The sequence below is a fragment of the Natribaculum luteum genome (assembly GCF_023008545.1).
GTDB lineage: Archaea > Halobacteriota > Halobacteria > Halobacteriales > Natrialbaceae > Natribaculum > Natribaculum luteum.
The window spans coordinates 440,285-457,866 of sequence record NZ_CP095397.1 but is presented as its reverse complement, the minus strand read 5'-3'; the positions used below and the strand labels follow the sequence as shown (position 1 = coordinate 457,866).

General features: G+C 63.2%; 15 protein-coding genes and 4 pseudogenes. 11 read left to right on the top strand and 8 right to left on the bottom strand.

Annotated elements, in window-relative coordinates; translation table 11 throughout:
- Nucleotides 1-32: 32 nt before the first annotated feature.
- The 3 pseudogenes from MU558_RS02380 to MU558_RS23280 form a co-directional block, all read right to left on the bottom strand.
- Nucleotides 33-355, bottom strand: a pseudogene (locus MU558_RS02380) (ferredoxin).
- 138 nt (nucleotides 356-493) lie between these two features.
- Nucleotides 494-850: pseudogene (locus MU558_RS02375) on the bottom strand (anthranilate phosphoribosyltransferase); the annotation flags it as partial.
- A gap of 110 nt (nucleotides 851-960) precedes the next feature.
- Nucleotides 961-1,083: pseudogene (locus tag MU558_RS23280) on the bottom strand (anthranilate phosphoribosyltransferase); the annotation flags it as partial.
- Here MU558_RS23280 and MU558_RS02370 point away from each other — a divergent pair.
- From MU558_RS02370 to MU558_RS02335, 8 genes and pseudogenes are all read left to right on the top strand, one after another.
- The gene (locus MU558_RS02370) at nucleotides 1,043-1,300 is read left to right on the top strand and encodes a hypothetical protein (RefSeq protein ID WP_246975077.1); all 258 of its coding nucleotides are present in this window, start codon (nucleotides 1,043-1,045) and stop codon (nucleotides 1,298-1,300) included. The pseudogene MU558_RS23280 and the gene MU558_RS02370 overlap by 41 nt on opposite strands.
- Nucleotides 1,301-1,955: 655 nt before the next feature.
- Nucleotides 1,956-3,086: a PstS family phosphate ABC transporter substrate-binding protein gene (locus tag MU558_RS02365; protein ID WP_246971649.1), complete on the top strand. Its 1,131-nt coding sequence runs from the start codon at nucleotides 1,956-1,958 to the stop codon at nucleotides 3,084-3,086.
- A gap of 122 nt (nucleotides 3,087-3,208) precedes the next feature.
- A complete protein-coding gene (pstC, locus tag MU558_RS02360; RefSeq protein WP_345781506.1) occupies nucleotides 3,209-4,276 on the top strand; it encodes a phosphate ABC transporter permease subunit PstC in 1,068 nt (355 codons plus the stop codon).
- A gap of 1,295 nt (nucleotides 4,277-5,571) precedes the next feature.
- A pseudogene (gene pstA / locus MU558_RS23355) lies at nucleotides 5,572-6,462 on the top strand (phosphate ABC transporter permease PstA); the annotation flags it as partial.
- Complete coding sequence (pstB, locus tag MU558_RS02350) at nucleotides 6,459-7,385, top strand: phosphate ABC transporter ATP-binding protein PstB (RefSeq protein ID WP_246971642.1); 927 nt, start codon at nucleotides 6,459-6,461, stop codon at nucleotides 7,383-7,385. The pseudogene pstA and the gene pstB, both read left to right, overlap by 4 nt.
- A gap of 5 nt (nucleotides 7,386-7,390) precedes the next feature.
- A complete protein-coding gene (phoU, locus tag MU558_RS02345; protein ID WP_246971641.1) occupies nucleotides 7,391-8,068 on the top strand; it encodes a phosphate signaling complex protein PhoU in 678 nt (225 codons plus the stop codon).
- 3 nt (nucleotides 8,069-8,071) lie between these two features.
- Nucleotides 8,072-9,139, top strand: a complete 1,068-nt coding sequence (locus MU558_RS02340) for a phosphate signaling complex PhoU family protein (RefSeq protein ID WP_246971639.1) — start codon at nucleotides 8,072-8,074, stop codon at nucleotides 9,137-9,139.
- A gap of 306 nt (nucleotides 9,140-9,445) precedes the next feature.
- On the top strand, nucleotides 9,446-10,348 hold the full coding sequence (locus MU558_RS02335; RefSeq protein ID WP_246971637.1) for a serine/threonine-protein kinase RIO2: 903 nt from the start codon (nucleotides 9,446-9,448) through the stop codon (nucleotides 10,346-10,348).
- A 371-nt stretch (nucleotides 10,349-10,719) separates the two neighbouring features.
- Here the strand turns inward: MU558_RS02335 and MU558_RS02330 are convergent, their stop codons facing one another.
- Complete coding sequence (locus tag MU558_RS02330; RefSeq protein WP_246971635.1) at nucleotides 10,720-11,070, bottom strand: hypothetical protein; 351 nt, start codon at nucleotides 11,068-11,070, stop codon at nucleotides 10,720-10,722.
- Nucleotides 11,071-11,483: 413 nt separating this feature from the next.
- Here MU558_RS02330 and MU558_RS02325 point away from each other — a divergent pair, with 413 nt between their 5' ends.
- Nucleotides 11,484-12,074: a 50S ribosomal protein L15e gene (locus tag MU558_RS02325; protein ID WP_246971634.1), complete on the top strand. Its 591-nt coding sequence runs from the start codon at nucleotides 11,484-11,486 to the stop codon at nucleotides 12,072-12,074.
- Between the two features lie 78 nt (nucleotides 12,075-12,152).
- Here the strand turns inward: MU558_RS02325 and MU558_RS02320 are convergent, their stop codons facing one another.
- Complete coding sequence (locus tag MU558_RS02320; RefSeq protein WP_246971633.1) at nucleotides 12,153-12,770, bottom strand: rhodanese-like domain-containing protein; 618 nt, start codon at nucleotides 12,768-12,770, stop codon at nucleotides 12,153-12,155.
- A 196-nt stretch (nucleotides 12,771-12,966) separates the two neighbouring features.
- On the opposite strand from MU558_RS02320, the gene MU558_RS02315 reads away from it, so the two are divergent.
- A complete protein-coding gene (locus tag MU558_RS02315; protein WP_246971632.1) occupies nucleotides 12,967-13,404 on the top strand; it encodes a universal stress protein in 438 nt (145 codons plus the stop codon).
- On the opposite strand, the gene chrA is transcribed toward MU558_RS02315, so the two are convergent.
- Together chrA and MU558_RS02305 are read right to left on the bottom strand one after the other, a co-directional pair.
- Nucleotides 13,401-14,807 carry a chromate efflux transporter gene (chrA, locus tag MU558_RS02310; RefSeq protein WP_246971631.1) on the bottom strand — a complete coding sequence of 469 codons (1,407 nt, stop codon included), beginning with the start codon at nucleotides 14,805-14,807 and terminating at the stop codon, nucleotides 13,401-13,403. The genes MU558_RS02315 and chrA overlap by 4 nt on opposite strands.
- A gap of 137 nt (nucleotides 14,808-14,944) precedes the next feature.
- Nucleotides 14,945-15,886, bottom strand: coding sequence for an NAD(P)/FAD-dependent oxidoreductase (locus tag MU558_RS02305; RefSeq protein ID WP_246971629.1), 942 nt, complete (start codon nucleotides 15,884-15,886; stop codon nucleotides 14,945-14,947).
- 502 nt (nucleotides 15,887-16,388) lie between these two features.
- Here MU558_RS02305 and MU558_RS02300 point away from each other — a divergent pair.
- On the top strand, nucleotides 16,389-17,027 hold the full coding sequence (locus tag MU558_RS02300) for a class I SAM-dependent methyltransferase (RefSeq protein ID WP_246971627.1): 639 nt from the start codon (nucleotides 16,389-16,391) through the stop codon (nucleotides 17,025-17,027).
- A gap of 96 nt (nucleotides 17,028-17,123) precedes the next feature.
- On the opposite strand, the gene MU558_RS02295 is transcribed toward MU558_RS02300, so the two are convergent.
- Nucleotides 17,124-17,543 (bottom strand): winged helix-turn-helix transcriptional regulator, encoded by a 420-nt coding sequence (locus MU558_RS02295; protein WP_246971624.1) that lies wholly within the window; start codon nucleotides 17,541-17,543, stop codon nucleotides 17,124-17,126.
- Between the last annotated feature and the right edge of the window lie 39 nt (nucleotides 17,544-17,582).

Sequence of the window (17,582 nt, the reverse complement as noted above, 5' to 3'; positions counted from 1 at the left end):
CGCGAGCGAGGGAGAAAGCGATTACGACGGGATCACCAGTCGACGCTCGGCGTACCGTCCCCGTGCGGGTCGGGGGCGAGCTCCCCGCCTGTCTGGCGGTCGATCACGTGGATCGCGCCGTCACCGTTTTCGCCGGACAGACCTCGGTTGCCGCCACGTTCTCCGCGAGGTCGTCCTCGTCGAAAAAGTACGCGCGAGGTTCTGCGAGGCCCGTCTCGAGGTTCAGCGCCCAGTTGGTCTCCACCTCCGCACACCGACCCGCGCCGAAACACCGGCTTGCCTCGAAGACGTGTTTGTACGGTTTCGTCTCGACCGGCGGCGCGTCCGTCTCGCCGACCTCGAGAGGGTCCGTCATGGCTCGAACGCGCGCAGGCGAGCGAGTCGCTCCACGGCGCGACCGTCCTCGAGCACCTCGCGTGCGCGTTCGATTATCTTCGCCGACCGTCCCGGCGTCGCCGCCCGCGTAGATCCGCAGGCCAGCGTTCTGTGCGATCGCGGTTGCGAACGCGTCGTCGCGCTCGCCCGCGAGAACTGCCTCGGTGATCCGGGCCGATTCAGCGGCAACGTCGTCGATGCTCAGATGCTCACGTGTCCACGAGTCGATCACGAGGTCTCGCTCTCCGAACTCGCCGTCGAACTCGGCGCTCGTCGTCTCGCCCGGCCGGACGTCGTCGTAGCCCTCGAGTCCCTGGACCAGGAGCACCCGGTCGAACCCGACGGTCTCGCTCGCCGCGACCGTCTCTGCGAGCCGCTTTGCGAAGGAGAGATGGTAGAAGCTACCGACGTGCGTCGAGGCGTCCGCCGGATTCGCCACCGTCTCGATCGTGTTGAGGACGGTCCGGACGCCCATCCGTTCGCGAGTCTCGAGGAGGTCGTGCACCGGGGAGTAAAGCGGGGCTGGTAGTAGAAGCCGACCTCGTCGACCATCGCGGCGCTCTCGGAGGGTGCGAGGTCCGTATCGACCCCGAGTTCGGCGAGGACGTCCCGGTAGGTCGTCCCGTACGTTGCGGGTATCGACGGCCCACTGTGGGCGACGACCGGCGTGCCGGCCGCTGCGACGACCAGGCCGGCCCCGACGCCCAAAAGCGCCGTCGTCGTCTTCCTGTCGCTTCGCGAGGTGTTCCCAGATCTCGGTGCAGCCGCTCCCGTTGGGGACCTCTTCGAGGTGGCCGTCGTCGGGTTCTTCGCCAGCGTCATTGCCACCGCTCACGGTGACGCACCTCCCGGGCGTACTCGCGATCGAGCGTCGGTCAGTCTCTGGTCGATCATCTCGTCAGCGCCTTCACTCGCACCGGTCTAAACCGCGCTCACAGGGTCAGTTTCTTCCGCGGCTGTGCGAGCGAGGCGAGGTTTGCCTGCATCGCCGACGGCGGATCCACGACTCGGCCGTCGGACCCCTCGATTGGCCTGGAACCCGCCGTTCGAGTCGAAACTGGCGGCAATCCGTGCCTGGATCGACCACGGTGGACTCTCGAGGCGACCGGGCCGGCGTGGCGCAACTGTGTCCCCCACGCTCCGGGGATAGCTATAGTAGCCACTGACAGTCATTGCACACCGACTCGCGACTCGGCGACCAGTACTGGCGAGAGCCGCAAGCACTGGTCGCTGCGCTGCGAGCAGTGTGTCATACGGACCGCTGTACGTCCGTCCCGCAGCGACCGCCCGAGGGGGCGCGGTCGCTGCGGAAAATAGGGACAGCAGACCGTATCAATCGTTTCAGTTGGTATACTGTCGGACAACGGCCACTGCACACTCGATCACGTCTCGACGGCTGTCGCCGCTGGGGGCGTCTCGAGTGTGCCGATGTATGGAAGAGAGACAGTCAAACGGACTGCTATATATCCAACTATATGCGCCCATACTCTTCAGAGTCCAACAGGTCGGTTCGTACCTGTCTTATCGGGCAATACCCCTATTATAAACCGCTTTAGTACAGATTCGTCTGGCTTCAGGTGATGGTGCAAGACTCAGAGCGTCTGTCCGACCTGGTATCGCGGCGGAAATTTATGCTCGCTTCGGGCGCGGCCGGTGCTGCAACGCTCGCAGGGTGTTCGAGTCAAGGCTCGGAGACGAACACGTCTGATTCGAACGGCGGCAATTCCGACGACGGTGCCGGCGCAACCGACGAATCCTCAGGGAACAACTCGAATCCCTCGTCACTGACCGCTGACGGTTCCTCAACGGTGTACCCGATTACCAATCTGGCCTCGTCGCTGTGGAACGGTAATCCGCCGGCGGACGACCAGGAGTACTGGGGTCCCGGCCAGTACGACATCGACACGGACGAGAACCTCGCCGACTACTGGGCCGGCCTCTACGGCTTCGAGGCGACAGGAGAGCGCAGTGTCCCCCCGTTCCAGACGCAGGTGGCGCTCAGCCACTCCGGCACCGGCGTCGAGGGTGTCATCAACGATCGCGTCGATATCGGTGACGCCAGCTCGACGGCCGAGTCGATCCTCGGCTCCGACCACGAGGCGATGGACGACATCGTCGACCACGTCGTCGGCGTCGACGGCCAGCCCATCGTCGTAAGCCGGGAGATCTACGACGCAGGCGTGACTCAGATCACGGGAGACGAACTCCGGGCGATCTACAAGCAGGAGATCACCAACTGGAGCGAACTCGGTGGGCCCAACAAGGACATCTACGCGATCGGCCGTGCGGAGGACTCCGGCACCGACACCGCGTTCCGAGCCAATCTCTACGGCGACCCCGACGAACCGATCGAACCCGATACTCGCAAGGGACAGAACCAGCAGGTGGCGACCCTCGTCGAGCAGAACGACAACGCCATCGCCTACATCGCACTCGCGTTCGTCGAACCCGATGGTGCCACGCCGCCTATCGGCCTCGAACTCGACGGCACGCTCTACGAGTATGGCAAGAACCTCGGTGCGAAGGGCTACCCACTCAGCCGCGACCTCCACTGTTACACCTTCGAGGGAACCGACGAGCGTGAGAGCGCATTCATCAACATGATTCTCTCGGACTTCGGTCAGCAGTACTTCGTCGAGCCGAACAACTACTTCAAGCTCCCACCGGAGCGCCGCGAGGAAGAGCGTGCGAAGCTCGCGGATCAGGCCTAATTCCAGGCGAGTGAGGTTCTCATCCGATCGCCGTACGGGCTAACCGGGTGCTGAATCGAGAGACACCTCTCCGACTCATCATGTTAGATATACACACAAGCATTTTGCGAGCAATACCATGGATGCAGCGCCGGACGACCAGGATTGTTCGGACGGCGGCGGACTTGGATCGGCCGAGTCTGCTTCTCGCGACCGCACAGATACTTCTGATCACCGGGGCGTTTGCTGGCTTTCTCCTGCGGTCGACCTGGACCGTGACACTCCTGTACGGCTTCCTACTGGTCGCTGGGATCGGCTGGGGCGTCCGACAAGCACTGACGGCGAAGGTGGTGACGTTCTTGATGACGGCGACGACGTTCGTGACACTCGGGCTCATCGCCGTGTTTCTGGTCCTCGAGGCGATCCCGGTGTTTCGTCACGCTGGCCTCGGGCTCGTGTGGCTGTTCGGCTCGACCGAATGGAGCGCCTCCCAGGGCCAGTTTTCACTCGTGCCGATGTTCTGGGGTACCGCCCTCACGACGGCCATCGCGATCCTCGTCGCGGCACCGTTTGGGATCGCGGGCGCGCTGTTCATCAGCGATATCGCCCCCGACTGGCTCCGTGACATCGTCAAGCCGGCGGTCGAACTCCTGGCTGGCATTCCATCGATCGTGTACGGGTTCATCGGCTTCACGGTCATCAACCCGTATGTCGGCAATCTCCTCTCGATCAATCCCGGAGCGCTGTTCGCCATCGGACTGGTCATCGGGTTCATGGCACTGCCCACGGTCGTTTCCGTGGCTGAAGATGCTCTCTCGGCCGTTCCCGAGGAAATGAAGGACGGCTCGGTGGCGATGGGTGTGACGGACTGGCAGACGATGAAGAGTGTCTCTATCCCGACGGCGTTCTCCGGAATCTCTGCGGCCGTCCTGCTCGGAGTCGGTCGGGCGATCGGTGAGACCATGGCTGCAACCGTCATGATCTCGCACAGTCGTCGACTGCCTGAACCGGAGCTGTACAACGTCTTCGACAGCACGGAGACGCTCACGACCTTTATCGCCGCCAGCTACGGACACGTGACGCCCGGACAGCTGTTCTGGAGCGCGCTGTTTGCCGCTGGCGTCTTCCTGCTGGTGATCGTCACGGGACTGGGCATCGTCTCACAGCTCATCGAACAGCGGATGAACCGCAAGCTGCAGGAGGGACAATGAGCGGCACCCACGAAGTTCGACTCGTCAACGATGGCGGTACGACCTACGAACGGTTCGCGATGGCCGTCGTCGTCGGGGCGTTTGCGGCCTTCGTTCTCGCGGCGGGGACGCTGTTCGGCTGGATCCCGGTCGATGGACACGTCAGCAGCGTCTCGGCGGCGAACTACTTTGGCGGAGGCGTTTTCGCGCTGGGCGTGGCGACCGGAACGCTGGGTGTTCTCTCTCGGTGGGGTGGGATGCGGACGACGCCCGATCGCACACCGGGGCTCGGTGTCGGACTCGTTCAGACGGGTCTCTGGATGACTACTACAGGGTTGTTCGTCAGTAACACCGTCGGCCTTGGCAGGATCGGCTGGCTCGTCGCCGTTCCCGTGGGGATGTTCGCCGGGTACCTCACGATCGGTACACGAGAAGACGTCGGCGCGACGCTTCCCGCCGCGGCGTTTATCTGTCTCGTTGGTGTCTTCATCCTGGCAGGTCTGATTACTCCGGAGTGGACCTGGGAGCCCGAGGCGTTCGATGCCAGCATCCCCGGGACGATCGTGATCCCCTCGCTGACGATGCTCGGCAGCCTTCTCGCCGGCTGGGCTGGTGCATCGGCCCACGAGGGATTCGGCACGCGGGGTAGACAGAACGGGGCATTCCTGTTGATTTCTCTGGTCGTACTGTTCGTCCTCTCGGTGCTCGTGTTCCTCCTCGTGTTCGTGTTCGAACGAGGCATCACCGTCGTACTCGAGAATCTGACCATCGGTGCCGGGACGGCGTTGCTGATCCTCGGGACAGCGCTCGTCCTGGTAGTCACGTTCGGTACCGTCCGACCAGCTATGGCGGATGGGACCGACAAGATCGTTGCGTTCGTCCACCTCGCTGTGGCGATTCTTATCGGTCTCCTCGGTGGTGGACTGGCCTACACGATTGGTACGGGGCAGCCGATATCCGGCTACGCAGTCACGATCGAGCCGACAACTGTCGTCGGTGCGGTCCCGGGTCTCCTCGTCGGCGCTGTCCACCTCGGAGTCCACCGTCGGTCGAACACGGGATGGGAACCCGACACCGATATCGGTAGGAGAGTCGACGAGGGCCTGCGACTCGCCACTGGACTTCTGGTCGGGACAGCGCTCATCGAGGTGATCACGTGGTCCGAACTCGCCGTCGTGGGTGTCGCTATCGTGCCGACGCTCACGATCCTGGTCGGTGCGATTGCGATGGGTGTACTCGTCCCGAGCAGAATCGCCGAACTGTCCGACACGTCCGTCGTCCCGACGTGGGTTCCGCCACTGTCCCGTATCGTAGATATCGCACTGTTGGCATTCGCCCTTAGCTGTCTTCACGTTGCCGTCACTGGCTTTCCGCTTGGCACGGCCTCGATCGGCATCGTTCCCAGCGGAACCGTAGATTGGCCCTTCGTGATGAACCCGTCTCAGGGCCTTGGAATCCAAAAAGGCGTGATGCCCGCGATGCTTGGGACGATCTGGATCGTTCTCGGGGCCGTCGCATTCGCGGTCCCTCTGGCCGTCGGCGCTGCCGTCTTCCTCACCGAGTACGCCGAGGACAGCGCGTTCACGCGTGCGGTCGACATCGCCACGAACGGGCTCTGGAGCACGCCGAGCATCGTCTTTGGCCTATTCGGTCTCGCCTTCCTCGTCCCGCGGTTCGGTGGCGCCCCCTCGATATTCGCAGCCCAGCTCGTTCTGGGCTTCATGTTACTCCCACTCGTACTCATCACGAGCCGGGAGGCGATGAAAAGCGTCCCCGACGAGTACCGAGACGCGAGCGCAGCCCTCGGTGTCTCGAAGTGGGACACGATCAGAAGCGTCGTCATTCCTGCGGCGATGCCGGGCGTTATCACCGGGGTTATCCTCGGCGTCGGTCGGATCGCAGGCGAAACTGCACCACTCTTGCTCGTTCTCAACGGACCGAACTTCCCGAATGCGGCTCCCGGCGTCCTCTCGAGTTTCACAGTCGAGTTGGGGCTCACACCGCCGTTCGTCCACGTCTCCAACCCGGCACTGCTCGAGCGGGCCAGTGCGCTCCCCTACCAGCTGTACGCGATCATCACCGCCGGTGTCGGAGCCGAGGAGTCCTTCGGCTGGGGCACGACGCTCGTTCTACTCGGCGTCGTCCTCGCCTTCTTCGCGATGGGCATCGCCACCCGACGGTACTTCAGGAGGAAACTTCACCAATGACGGAATCCAGTATGAACACCACGACAGCGGAACGAACCGACTCGGAGGAAGCCACGTCGAGTAGTGAAACGACTGCCGGCGAAAGTGACGAACAGACGAGCGCAGCGTGGCGAGAGTACTCGTTCGCCGGCGATCCGGTCCTCTCGGTCGAGGACCTGAACGTCTGGTACGACGACGATCACGCACTGAAAGACATCTCGATCGACATCCCCGAAGAGAGTGTAACGGCGCTCATCGGGCCGTCGGGATGTGGTAAGTCCACGTTCCTCCGGTGTCTCAACCGGATGAACGACCGGATCAAGAGTGCCCGCATCGAGGGCTCCGTCTCGTTTAACGAGCAGGATATCTACGCCGACGGGGCCAACCTCGTCGAACTTCGAAAACGTATCGGCATGGTATTCCAGCATCCAAATCCGTTCCCGAAGTCGATACGGGACAACGTCGCGTACGCCCCGCGCAAGCACGGCGAACTCGATCGTGGACTCGTTCCGAGATTGCTCGGACGAGAGGAGACCGAAAAAGAGGACGAGCTGGTAGAGCAGTGTCTTCGCGATGCAGCCCTCTGGGACGAGGTCGAGGGTCGTCTCGACGATAACGCACTCGGTCTTTCGGGCGGCCAGCAACAGCGGCTGTGCATCGCTCGGTGTCTCGCTGTCGACCCGGAGGTCATCCTGATGGACGAGCCGGCCTCGGCGCTCGACCCGATCGCCACCGCGAAAGTCGAGGACCTCATCGAAGATCTCGCCGAGGACTACACGGTCGTGATCGTCACGCACAACATGCAGCAGGCGGCACGCATCTCCGACCAGACAGCCGTGTTCCTGACTGGCGGCGAGCTCGTGGAGTACGGCGACACTGACCAGGTGTTCGAGGACCCACAGAGCCAGCGCGTCGAGGATTACATCACCGGCAAGTTCGGGTGACTGCCGTGACACGAGAGACATACCAGCAATCGCTGGATTCCCTCCGGAACGACGTCCTCGAGATGGGTTCGCTCGTCGTCGAACGGCTCGAGGTCGGGCTGGAGAGCGTAGTCAACGAGGATCAATCACTGGCCCGGGAAGTCATCGAGGGCGATGCAGACGTAAACGAGACGTACCTCACACTGGAAAACCAGTGTGTCGACTTATTCGCCCTCCAGCAGCCAGTGGCGAGTGATCTCCGCTTCATCACGGCCTCGTTCAAAATCATCACAGACCTCGAACGCGTCGGGGATTTGGCAGCCAATCTGGCACAGTACGCACTGACAGCGAAGCGCAAATTCACGCCCGAAGTCGCCATCGAGGACATCGGTCACAACGCAAGGGCCCTCCTCACGCGAAGTCTCGAAGCGTACGAAACCGAAGACGTCGACGCGTGTCGGGAGATCGCAGCCAGCGACGACGACGTCGATGCCCTCTGTCAGCGGGCGAGCGAAACCGTTACGCGGGACTTGATCGAGCGCGAGGCAGACAGCGGCGATCCGTGGGCGGTCGAACAACTACTCGACGACGTCTCGCGTGTACTGTTGACGATTCGTGACCTCGAACGGATCGCCGACCACGCCGTGAATATTGCAGCACGGACCCTGTACATGGCCGAGAACGACCCTGCCCTCATCTATTGACCGATGGAGACACGCAAAATACAGACGGTCAGCAGCGGAACCTACACCGTGTCACTCCCCAAAGAGTGGGCCGAGTCCCAGGACATCACTGCAGGCGATACCGTCAGCCTGCATACACACATCGACGGAGTGCTCGCCCTCCAGGCCCAGGAGTGTACGGACGACACGCCCGAACGAATCGCCGTCCAGGTCGCTCACGCCGACGCCGAGCCACTCGAGCGGACCCTGCGGGCAGCCTACGCCGTCGGTGCGAAGGAAGTGCGACTCGAGGCCGTCGATTGTTTTACGACCGACCAGCGACGCATCGTCGACCAGGTTGCCAGAAACCTCACTGGGGTGTCGGTCACTGCGGAGTCCGAATCGACGATCACGGTTCGAACGCTCCTCGATACCGAGGAGGTGTCGGTTCGACAGTCGGTGTGCCAGCTCAAGTTCGTCGCACTATCGATGCATCGCGATGCAACGGCTGCGGTGACTGAGGACACAGATCCCGGAAATCTGGCCGATCGCGACGATCAGGCCGATCGCCTCTACGCGATGATCGACTGGTCCTTTGCTCGGGGGCTCGCACGTCTCGGCGAGGTCGATGCGCTGGGATTGACCCGTCCGGAGTTGTTCGAACTGTGGGGGACGACTCGCGAGCTAGAGCGCGTTGCCGACCACGCCGAAGGCATAGCAACCGTCGCCGCCGAAATCGATGTGGCCGTGGACGATTCGATCAAAAATGACCTCCGTGAGATTGCAGCGACGGCACGCGAGATCGTTGCGGACGCGGTGAGTGTCATCGTCGGCGACGTGAGCGTCGAAACCGCACAACAGGCGTTGACTGCTCGTGATCGGGTACGCGAAGAAATAGCGACACTCGAGCGCCGATTGGAGGAATCGTCGGACGAAGGCACCCAACTCGGACCGGTTCTCGATAGATTGCGGCGGACAGCCGAACACGGGGGGAACATTGCGGAGTTCGGACTCCGACACGCCATCCGCCACGGTGAACTGACGGAACCACCCCAGGAGGCTGCGAACGCGGAGGACTCGACTCGAGAGTCTCACGCCTCGACTGGAGGGTGACCACCAGTTCGGACTCCGTCGACAGATCGAGTCCCGCCGAATGCGCTATCGGTGTGAGGCGTACCAGCTCGGGATCGCTCTCCGGACCGATCCCCGGCATACCGATCTCGTCACACCGTTCGAGAACTTCGAGCGCTCGACTGATTCGATTGAAACTGGCCTCTCTTCCGAACCTTGTGTCCGTCGCCTCGATTTCGTATCGCAGTATGTAGTTTACCCCCGGCCAGAGCCGACCAGTTCGTCTGCGCGCTCGAAACCCGCCCGCTCGTCACGACGTTTTTACGTCCACGCTGGCTACGTCTGCCCATGGTGCGGAACGTCGCCGGCCTCTTGCCGGAACTCGAGACGGAAGACTTCTATCTACTGTCGGGCGTCGAACAGGGGATGCGCTTCTCGGAGTGGGTCCAGCGCGAGAAACTGCCCCGCTTTTCGGGACTGTCCCCCGAGGAGGTCGACTACCGACTCGAGCGGTGTCTCAAACGCGGGCTGATCGAGAAGAAGACGATCCAGTACGAGGGGTACACCCTCCAGTTCGAGGGGTACGACGTCCTCGCGCTCCACGCCCTGGTCGAACGGGAGACGATCTCCGAGTTCGGCGCACCGCTGGGCGTCGGCAAGGAGAGCGACGTCTACGAGGTGCGCTCGTACAAGCCGCTCGCGCTGAAGTATCACCGCGAGGGCTATACGAACTTCCGCGAGGTGAACAAAGAGCGCGACTACACCTCCGACAAGCGACACGTCTCCTGGATGTACACGGCCCGGAAGGCCGCCGAGCGCGAGTACGAGATCCTCGAGTCGATGTATCCCGACGTGGCCGTCCCCCAACCGATCGACCAGAACCGCCACGCGATCGTCATGGAGAAGATGGACGGCGTCGAACTCTCGCGGGCGAAACTCGACGACGAGCAGGTCGTCGGCGTCCTCGAGCTGTTACTTCGCGAACTTACGCGTGCACACGAGAAGGGATACGTTCACGCCGACATGAGCGAGTACAACGTCTTCGTGAGCGAGGAAGGCGTGACGATCTTCGACTGGCCCCAGGCGGTGGCGACCGACCACGAGAACGCATCCGAGTTCCTCCGGCGCGACGTCTCCAACCTGGTCGGCTACTTCCGCCGGAAGTATCCCCGCGTCGTCCCCGACGTCGACGTCGACGACGTCGCCGCCGCGATCGCAGACGAATCGTTCGACTCGCTCGAGGACATCTAGGCGCGACGGCCCGACACCCCTGCGCTCCTGTTTTTCTCGGATCGCCGCTGTGCTGCACTCGTTCGAGAACGGGACGGCTCCACTGACCGGTGATCCCGAGTCAGTTCTGTAGTTGGGGCTAGAACTGCCGTGCGCCCGGACATATACTTCATAGTGATATACGAAATCGGCCTCGTCGATCGAGCGGAGATGCCGGTGGCGCGCTCGAGTGGACCGTAAAAAGACGACCGCTCGCAGGTCGGATTTCGGGTTCGGTTTGCTTATACTGCTGGACAAAACGGTTCAGACATCGGTCGCACTCGAGACGCTGTCGCCAGCGGCGACAGACGGCGAGACGCGCTCGAGTATTCACTGACTGTTGTCCAGTAGTATTACTTGCCGGTGATCGAGACGTCCTCGAGCGTGACGCTGACGTTCTCGACGCCGACGGTGATCTGTCCGAGCCGGTAGGTCGTCTCGCCGACGGTCACGGTCACGCCGTCGGTCGTGATCGTCGCCGACTCGAGCTGGTAGGTCCGCTCGTCGATCTCCATCGTCGGCAGTCCCTCTCCGGAGACGTCCACGCCGTCGACGTGGATCTGCTCGTTCTCGAGCGTGAGATCGATCGTACCGAGGTGTTTGTCGTCTGTGGCTGCATCGCCACCGGCGGCGGCGGTGGACGCACCCGCGAGGGCGATCGCGAGTGCGAGAGCGAGGACGAGGACGCGGTTTCGAAGCCTCATAGGCGGGTAGTATCCGGCGTGATGACAGCAAAAGCACGTCGACAGTTTCGAGGACGACACGAGCGGCTAAGGGGTGATTGACTGGGGTACGGCCGGACTACACCGATCGGCAAAGGGCGTCCGAAACGGGTCGACTGCTCTTCCGTAGGCCGACCGAACACGACCTCGGGTCATACGGGCTGCTGTACCGATTACCGGTACAACTGCAGGAAGATCGCGGTTGCACCGGAGATGACGTACAGTAGTCCGTATCAGTCGATCTGTCGCACTTCGAAGCCCTTATACTCGGTAGTTGGATAGATCAGAACGACTCGCTGGTCGGCGGGCACCAGCGGGCACCTGTTCGGCACCTGCCACAGGTCGGGATGTGATCCCTCGTGGGATTGAACCAGGAACGCCCGCAGGTGACAACGATGGCACGAAGCTTCTACTCCCACATCAAGGAAGCGTGGAAAGACCCCGACGACGGCAAACTCGGCGAACTGCAGTGGCAGCGAAAGCAGGAGTGGCGCAAGCAGGGCGCGATCGAGCGCATCGACCGCCCGACTCGCCTGGACAAGGCCCGCGAACTGGGCTACAAGGCGAAACAGGGCATCGTTCTCGCCCGCGTCTCGGTCCGCAAGGGGACGGCCCGCAAGCAGCGTTTCAAAGCGGGTCGCCGCTCGAAGCGTCAGGGCGTCAACCGCATCGGCCGCCGCAAGAACATCCAGCGCATCGGCGAGGAGCGCGTCACCCGGAAGTACCCCAACCTGCGGGTACTCAACAGCTACTGGGTTGGCGAAGATGGCAGCCAGAAGTGGTTCGAAGTGATCCTCGTCGATCCGAACCACCCTGCCATCCAGAACGACGACGACCTCAACTGGATCTGTGACGACGTCCACGAGAACCGCGCATTGCGCGGCCTCACGAACGCCGGCAAGGACAACCGCGGACTGTACAACCGCGGGAAAGGTGCAGAGAAGGTCCGCCCGAGCAACACCGGTGGGCAGGGCCGCGCGAAGTAAGCGACTCGCTGCTGCCGTTTTTCGCCGTGAACCGTCCTCCCTCGAGTGGCAACCTTCCCTGTAGTCGCGTTCGCGACGTTACTCGTCTTCGGTGAGCGATCCGGCGAGCGGGTAGTCGTGTTCGACCCACCGCGTAAACCCACTCGAGTCCTCACCGGGGGCGAGGACGTAGACATTCTCGTAACCCTCGTTGATCAGGGCGACCGCACGGTTGGCGGATTCGACCATGTCCTTGCATTCGCAGTAGATGACCATCGTTTGATCACTCGACCACTCGGCGACGGGGTCGTCGCTCGCGAGTCCGTCGGGAGCGGGACTCGAGACGGCACCCTCGATGCGTAGCAGGTCGTACTGCTCCGGGCTTCTGGCGTCGACGAAGCGAGCAGAGTCGTTCTGGTGCCACTCGTAGGCGTCCTCGAGCGGGAGAAGCGGGATCTCGGTGTCTCGGTAGTGTTTGATCTCGTAATCCTCGTCTGAGCTGTTGCCGTCGTCGCTGCTGTTGTCGCTGCTGTTGTCGTTGGTGTCGTCGGTGTCGTTGGTGTCGTCGGTGTCGTCGGTGTCGTCAGTGTCGTCGGTATCGTCGTTGTTATTGTCGTCCTCGTCGTCGTCGCTGCCGAGGCAACCGGCGGTCACCGCGAGCGAACCGCCGACGACCGCGAGCAGCCGGCGGCGACGGAGTTTGGATGCGCGCTGCATGGTCGATTCCTCCACGCTGGTTCAAATATCACTTCGTGTGATTGTCATCGCCTGGAACGATTCGTCACTGTTTTTATGCTGGTCGTTGCCATTGGTTGCTCGAGACGGTCCCTCTCGGAACACAGGCGCAGACGCGGGCAGCGTGTGCCATCGTTTTGGGCAGGAATTTATCTCGGGAGCACCCGAACGTATCCGTATGGCAACGAAACACGTGTTGGTGCCAGTCGACGACTCGGATCGTGCAACGCAGGCACTCGAGTTCGTTCTCGAGGAGTATCCGGACGCGAAGATCACGGCCTTACACGTCATCGACCCCGGCGACTTCTACGCGGCGACCGGAATCGAAGGCGGCGCGATGGCCAACTACGAGCAGATCCGCGAGAACCACGAGCGACGAGCGGAGCAGATCCTCGAACGCGCACGCGAACAGGCCGACGAGGCCGGCGTCGAGATCGAGACGGACCACGTCCTCGGCGGCGTCTCGCGGACGATCATCGAGTACGCGGACGAACACGACGCCGATCAGATCGTCATCGGCAGCCACGGTCGGACGGGTGCGAGTCGGATCCTGCTGGGGAGCGTCGCCGAGAAGGTCGCCCGCCGGTCGCCGGTGCCGGTGACGATCATTCGCTAGAGAGACAGGTGTGAGACGACGTCCAGGAAGTACAGCGGGACGCCGACGAGTGCGCCGACGACGATGATCCAGGCAGCGTGGACGCCGCGAACGAAGACGACGAAAGCGACGACTGCGAGGCCGATCGTCACCGGGTCGACGACGCCGTCGATCACGAACGCCTCGCTGGCGAGCGTTACCGTCGCTCCGAGGATCGCGCCGACGACGGCCGCGTTGACGCCGACCAGCGCCGACTGAACGACGTCGTTCTCCCGGACCCGCGCGAAGTAGGGGAAGAAGCCGACGATGAACGCGAACGAGGGGCCGAACGCACCGATGGCGGCGACGAACGCCCCCAGTACGGCCACGGGAACGAGGCCGTACTTCGAGAGCATGAGTTCGTAGCCGACGAAGGCGGTGGTCATGACGACGGGACCCGGTGAGAGCTGGCCGATGGCGATCCCGTCGACGAACGTTCGACTCGAGAGCCAGCCGAACTCGTGGACGACGTACTTCTCGATGAACGGGATCAACACGAGCCCGCCACCGTAGATGAACGAACCGGTGTAGAGCATAAACAGGAAGAGCTTGAACCACTCGTTCGCCCACAGCGCGAGTGCGTACCCCCACAGCGGGCTCGAGGTCACGGCAGTTTCGATTCGCGGGCCGACGGCCGCGAGAAGTCGATCGCGAGCGGCGTAGAGCGCGCCGAGTGCCGAGCCGACGACGGCCCAGAGCGACACCGTGCGTGCGTGTCGGCGGATCCACGGCATGCGGTAGACGAACAGGGCGACGATCCCCGCGACGACGAACGCGATCACGGGGTTCGGATTGAGGACGGCCGTGACGACGACCGCCGCGACGAGGACGGCCAGCAGTTTGCAGTCGACCGTCCACTCCTCGTCGCCGAGGCTGAACTCGAGGTCGGCGTCTCCCTCGCGGAGGGCGCTGTGTGCCATCGAGTAGGACGCACCGACGATGAGGCCGATGACGACGGGGTTGATGCCGTAGAAGACGGCTTCGACGGCCGGAAGCTGCTGGTAGGTGAAGTAGAGATAGGAGAACGCCACGACGATGACGAACGTCGGGAGCATGAACGAGACGCCGGCGACGATCGCGCCGAGTCTGCCGGCGTAGATCCAGCCCATGAAGATCCCAAGCTGGGTCGAGGCCGGCCCTGGTAAGGTGTTACAGATCGCCAGCCCCTCCATGAAGATCGACTGATCGGTCCACCCCTTGCTCTCCTCGCCGACCAGGTCGTCTTCCATCATCGCGATGTGGACCAGCGGGCCACCGAAGCCGACGATGCCGATGAACAGGAAGTAGCGGATGATCTCTGAGAGTTTCGCCGTCGTCGGTTCGCCGCGGTATCCCGCCGTGGATTCGGGTTCGTCTCCGGGGTCGGCGGCCGATTCGGCAGTCACTGTCTTTCATGGTCCGGATTCGAGGATAAGCGTTATTGCTTCGAATCGAAACTGGAGACGCCGTACTCTGCCAGTTCCCAGCGATCGGCGGGCAGTCCCTCCCACGATCGACTGGAGACTGGATCGAACCCCGTCCGTTAGTCAGACGTGGCCGTCTCAGACGCCGGTCGGTCGAGTTTCTGGTAGTCGACGTACTCCGAGGCGTCTCGGAACTCCTCTAACAGGTTGATCGCAGCTCGGGTACCCTCGCCGATGGACGTGTTGATCTGCCGTTGCCCGCCGGTCACGTCGCCCGCCGCGTACACGCGCGGGACGTTGGTGCCCATTCCATCGTCGGTCTCGACGTACGGCCCCGCGGTGGCGACGCCGAGCATCTCGGCGAGGGCGGTTCCACCGGCGGCACCGAGGGCAACGAACAGTCCGTCGACCTCGAGTTCGTCGCCGTCCCGGGTGACGATTCGCTCGAGTGCGTCGTCGCCGTCGACTCGCTCGAGGCGGTCCGTTCGAACGGCGACGTCGGCTGCGTCGAGCTGGTCGCGGAGAGCGGCGTCGGCGGTGAACTCCTTGCCGTTGGTGAGCACCTGGACGTCGTCGGTGTAATCGAGGAGCATCAGCGCCTCTTTGGCGGCGAAGTTCCCCGACCCGACGACGGCGACCGGTCGGTCGCGGTAGAAGTACGCGTCACACTCCACGCAGTAGGAGACGCCACGACCCTCGTACTCGTCGACGTCCCGGATGGCCGGCGATTCGTAGGAGGCGCCGGTCGCGATGACGACCCCACGCGCCTGGTACCGGTTCTCGGTCGTTTCGATCTCGTAGGCGTCGTCGTCGGTTCGCCCGATCCGGACCACCTCCTCTTCGAGGATCGTCGCGCCGAACTTCGTCGCGTGGCGCTGCCCGAGCGAGACGAGTTCCGGACCCGTCACGCCATCGGGGAACCCGTAGACGTTCTCCATCGTGTCGACCTCGCGGGTCGTCCCGCTCCCGTCGTCGAACACGTACGTCTCCTGGTCGGCTCGTGCGGTGTAGACCGCAGCGCTCAACCCTGCGGGGCCACCGCCGATGATTGCGACGTCCATATTGTATAGTATACACAACACTGCGGAACCTTATACTTCTCGGTAGCGGCATGCCAGCCAGTGTCACGAACGCGACTGGAACGCGAAATCGTCCCCGGTCGCACCAACCGTCTGCGCCCACTCGAGACGAGAAACGCGGTTTAGATGCGGTCTCGAACAGGGGCTCACGGATACAGCTCGTCGAGCTGCGTCTCCGTCGCTGGTAACTCGAGGAGTGTCCGGAGTTCGTGTGTCGGACCTTCCTCGCCAATGGTTGTGCTCGAAATGCACAATCTCTGCCGATGGAAACTACCCCTCTCGCCGCTCGAGAGGGTAGCGACCAGGCCGTCGCGACGTCGTCTGCAGACTATCGCGCACGCCCGGACCCCGAACCGTGCACGCGAGACGCGAGGCGATCGAGTACGCCGATCACGGCCCCGTCGAAGCGAACGCGAGACGCGGTTGGCAGGCGAGGGCACCGTTTATCGTGTCTTCGCGTCGATACTCGAGTGAGCGATCATCGATGCCCAAGTCAGCCCCGTTCGAGGAACACACCGATCGATACGAACAGTGGTTCGACGAACACACAGAGGCGTATCGCGCCGAGATAGACGCCCTGTCTCGACTCGTCCCGGCCGACGCGTTCGGACTCGAGATCGGCGTCGGCAGCGGTCGATTCGCGGAGCCACTCGAGATCGAAACCGGCGTCGACCCGGCCGTCGAGATGCTCGAGTACGCGGACGACCGTGGAATCGACGTCGTCCGCGGCGTCGCGGAGGCGCTGCCGTTCCGGACGGATCGATTCGACGTCGCCGTGATCGTCACGACGATCTGTTTCGTCGACGACGTCCCGACGACGTTCGCGGAGGCACGCCGCGTGCTCCGTCCCGGCGGATCGCTCGTCATCGGCTACATCGACAGGGAGAGCCCCGTCGGCCAGCAGTACCAGGAGTACAAAGACGAGAACCCGTTCTACCGGGACGCGACGTTCGTCTCGACCGACGAACTGGTCGACGACCTCGAGGACGCCGGCTTCGTCGACTTCGAGTTCGTCCAGACGATCTTCGAGTGGCCGGGAGAGATGGACGACGTCGACCCGGTTCGCGACGGCTACGGCGAGGGGTCGTTCGTCGGCATCGAGGCGGTCGTCCCCGGCGAGTGATACCGATAGCTGCGACTGTGTCCCGGGGCAACCCACGCCGAGCCACGGGTGCCCGGAACTGACTCGCAGCCATCGTCGTGACAGTCTGACCCGTCGCTACGTCTCCTCGAGGTCGTACCCGTACCGGTCGGCCCAGAGGTCCAGGTAGAAGAAAAGCGGCGCGAGGGCGTTCGTCTTCTCGGTCGCCCGGTACTCGACGCGCGGGGGGATCTCGTCGTAGGACTCCCGCTCGAGCAGTCCCGCCTCGACGAACTCCGAGAGGCGCGCCGAGAGCGTACTCGGCGAGACCTCGAGCGTCGACTCGAGGTCGGAGAACCGCAACGGCTCGCTTCCGAGAGCGAACTCCCGCAGGAGTGCGAGCGCGTGGGTCCGTCCCAGCAGCGCGAGCAAGTCGGTGGTGATCTCCTCTGCGGTCTCGTCGTCGGCCTCCCTGACCTCCTCGAGGTCTGCCCGCTCGAGGCCGTCGTGCTCGAGCAGCGTGTGGACGGTGTCTGCGACGTCGTGTGCTCTGGCCATAGTATTGCTTCGCCTTCCGTAGCCAAAAGCTTCGGGATC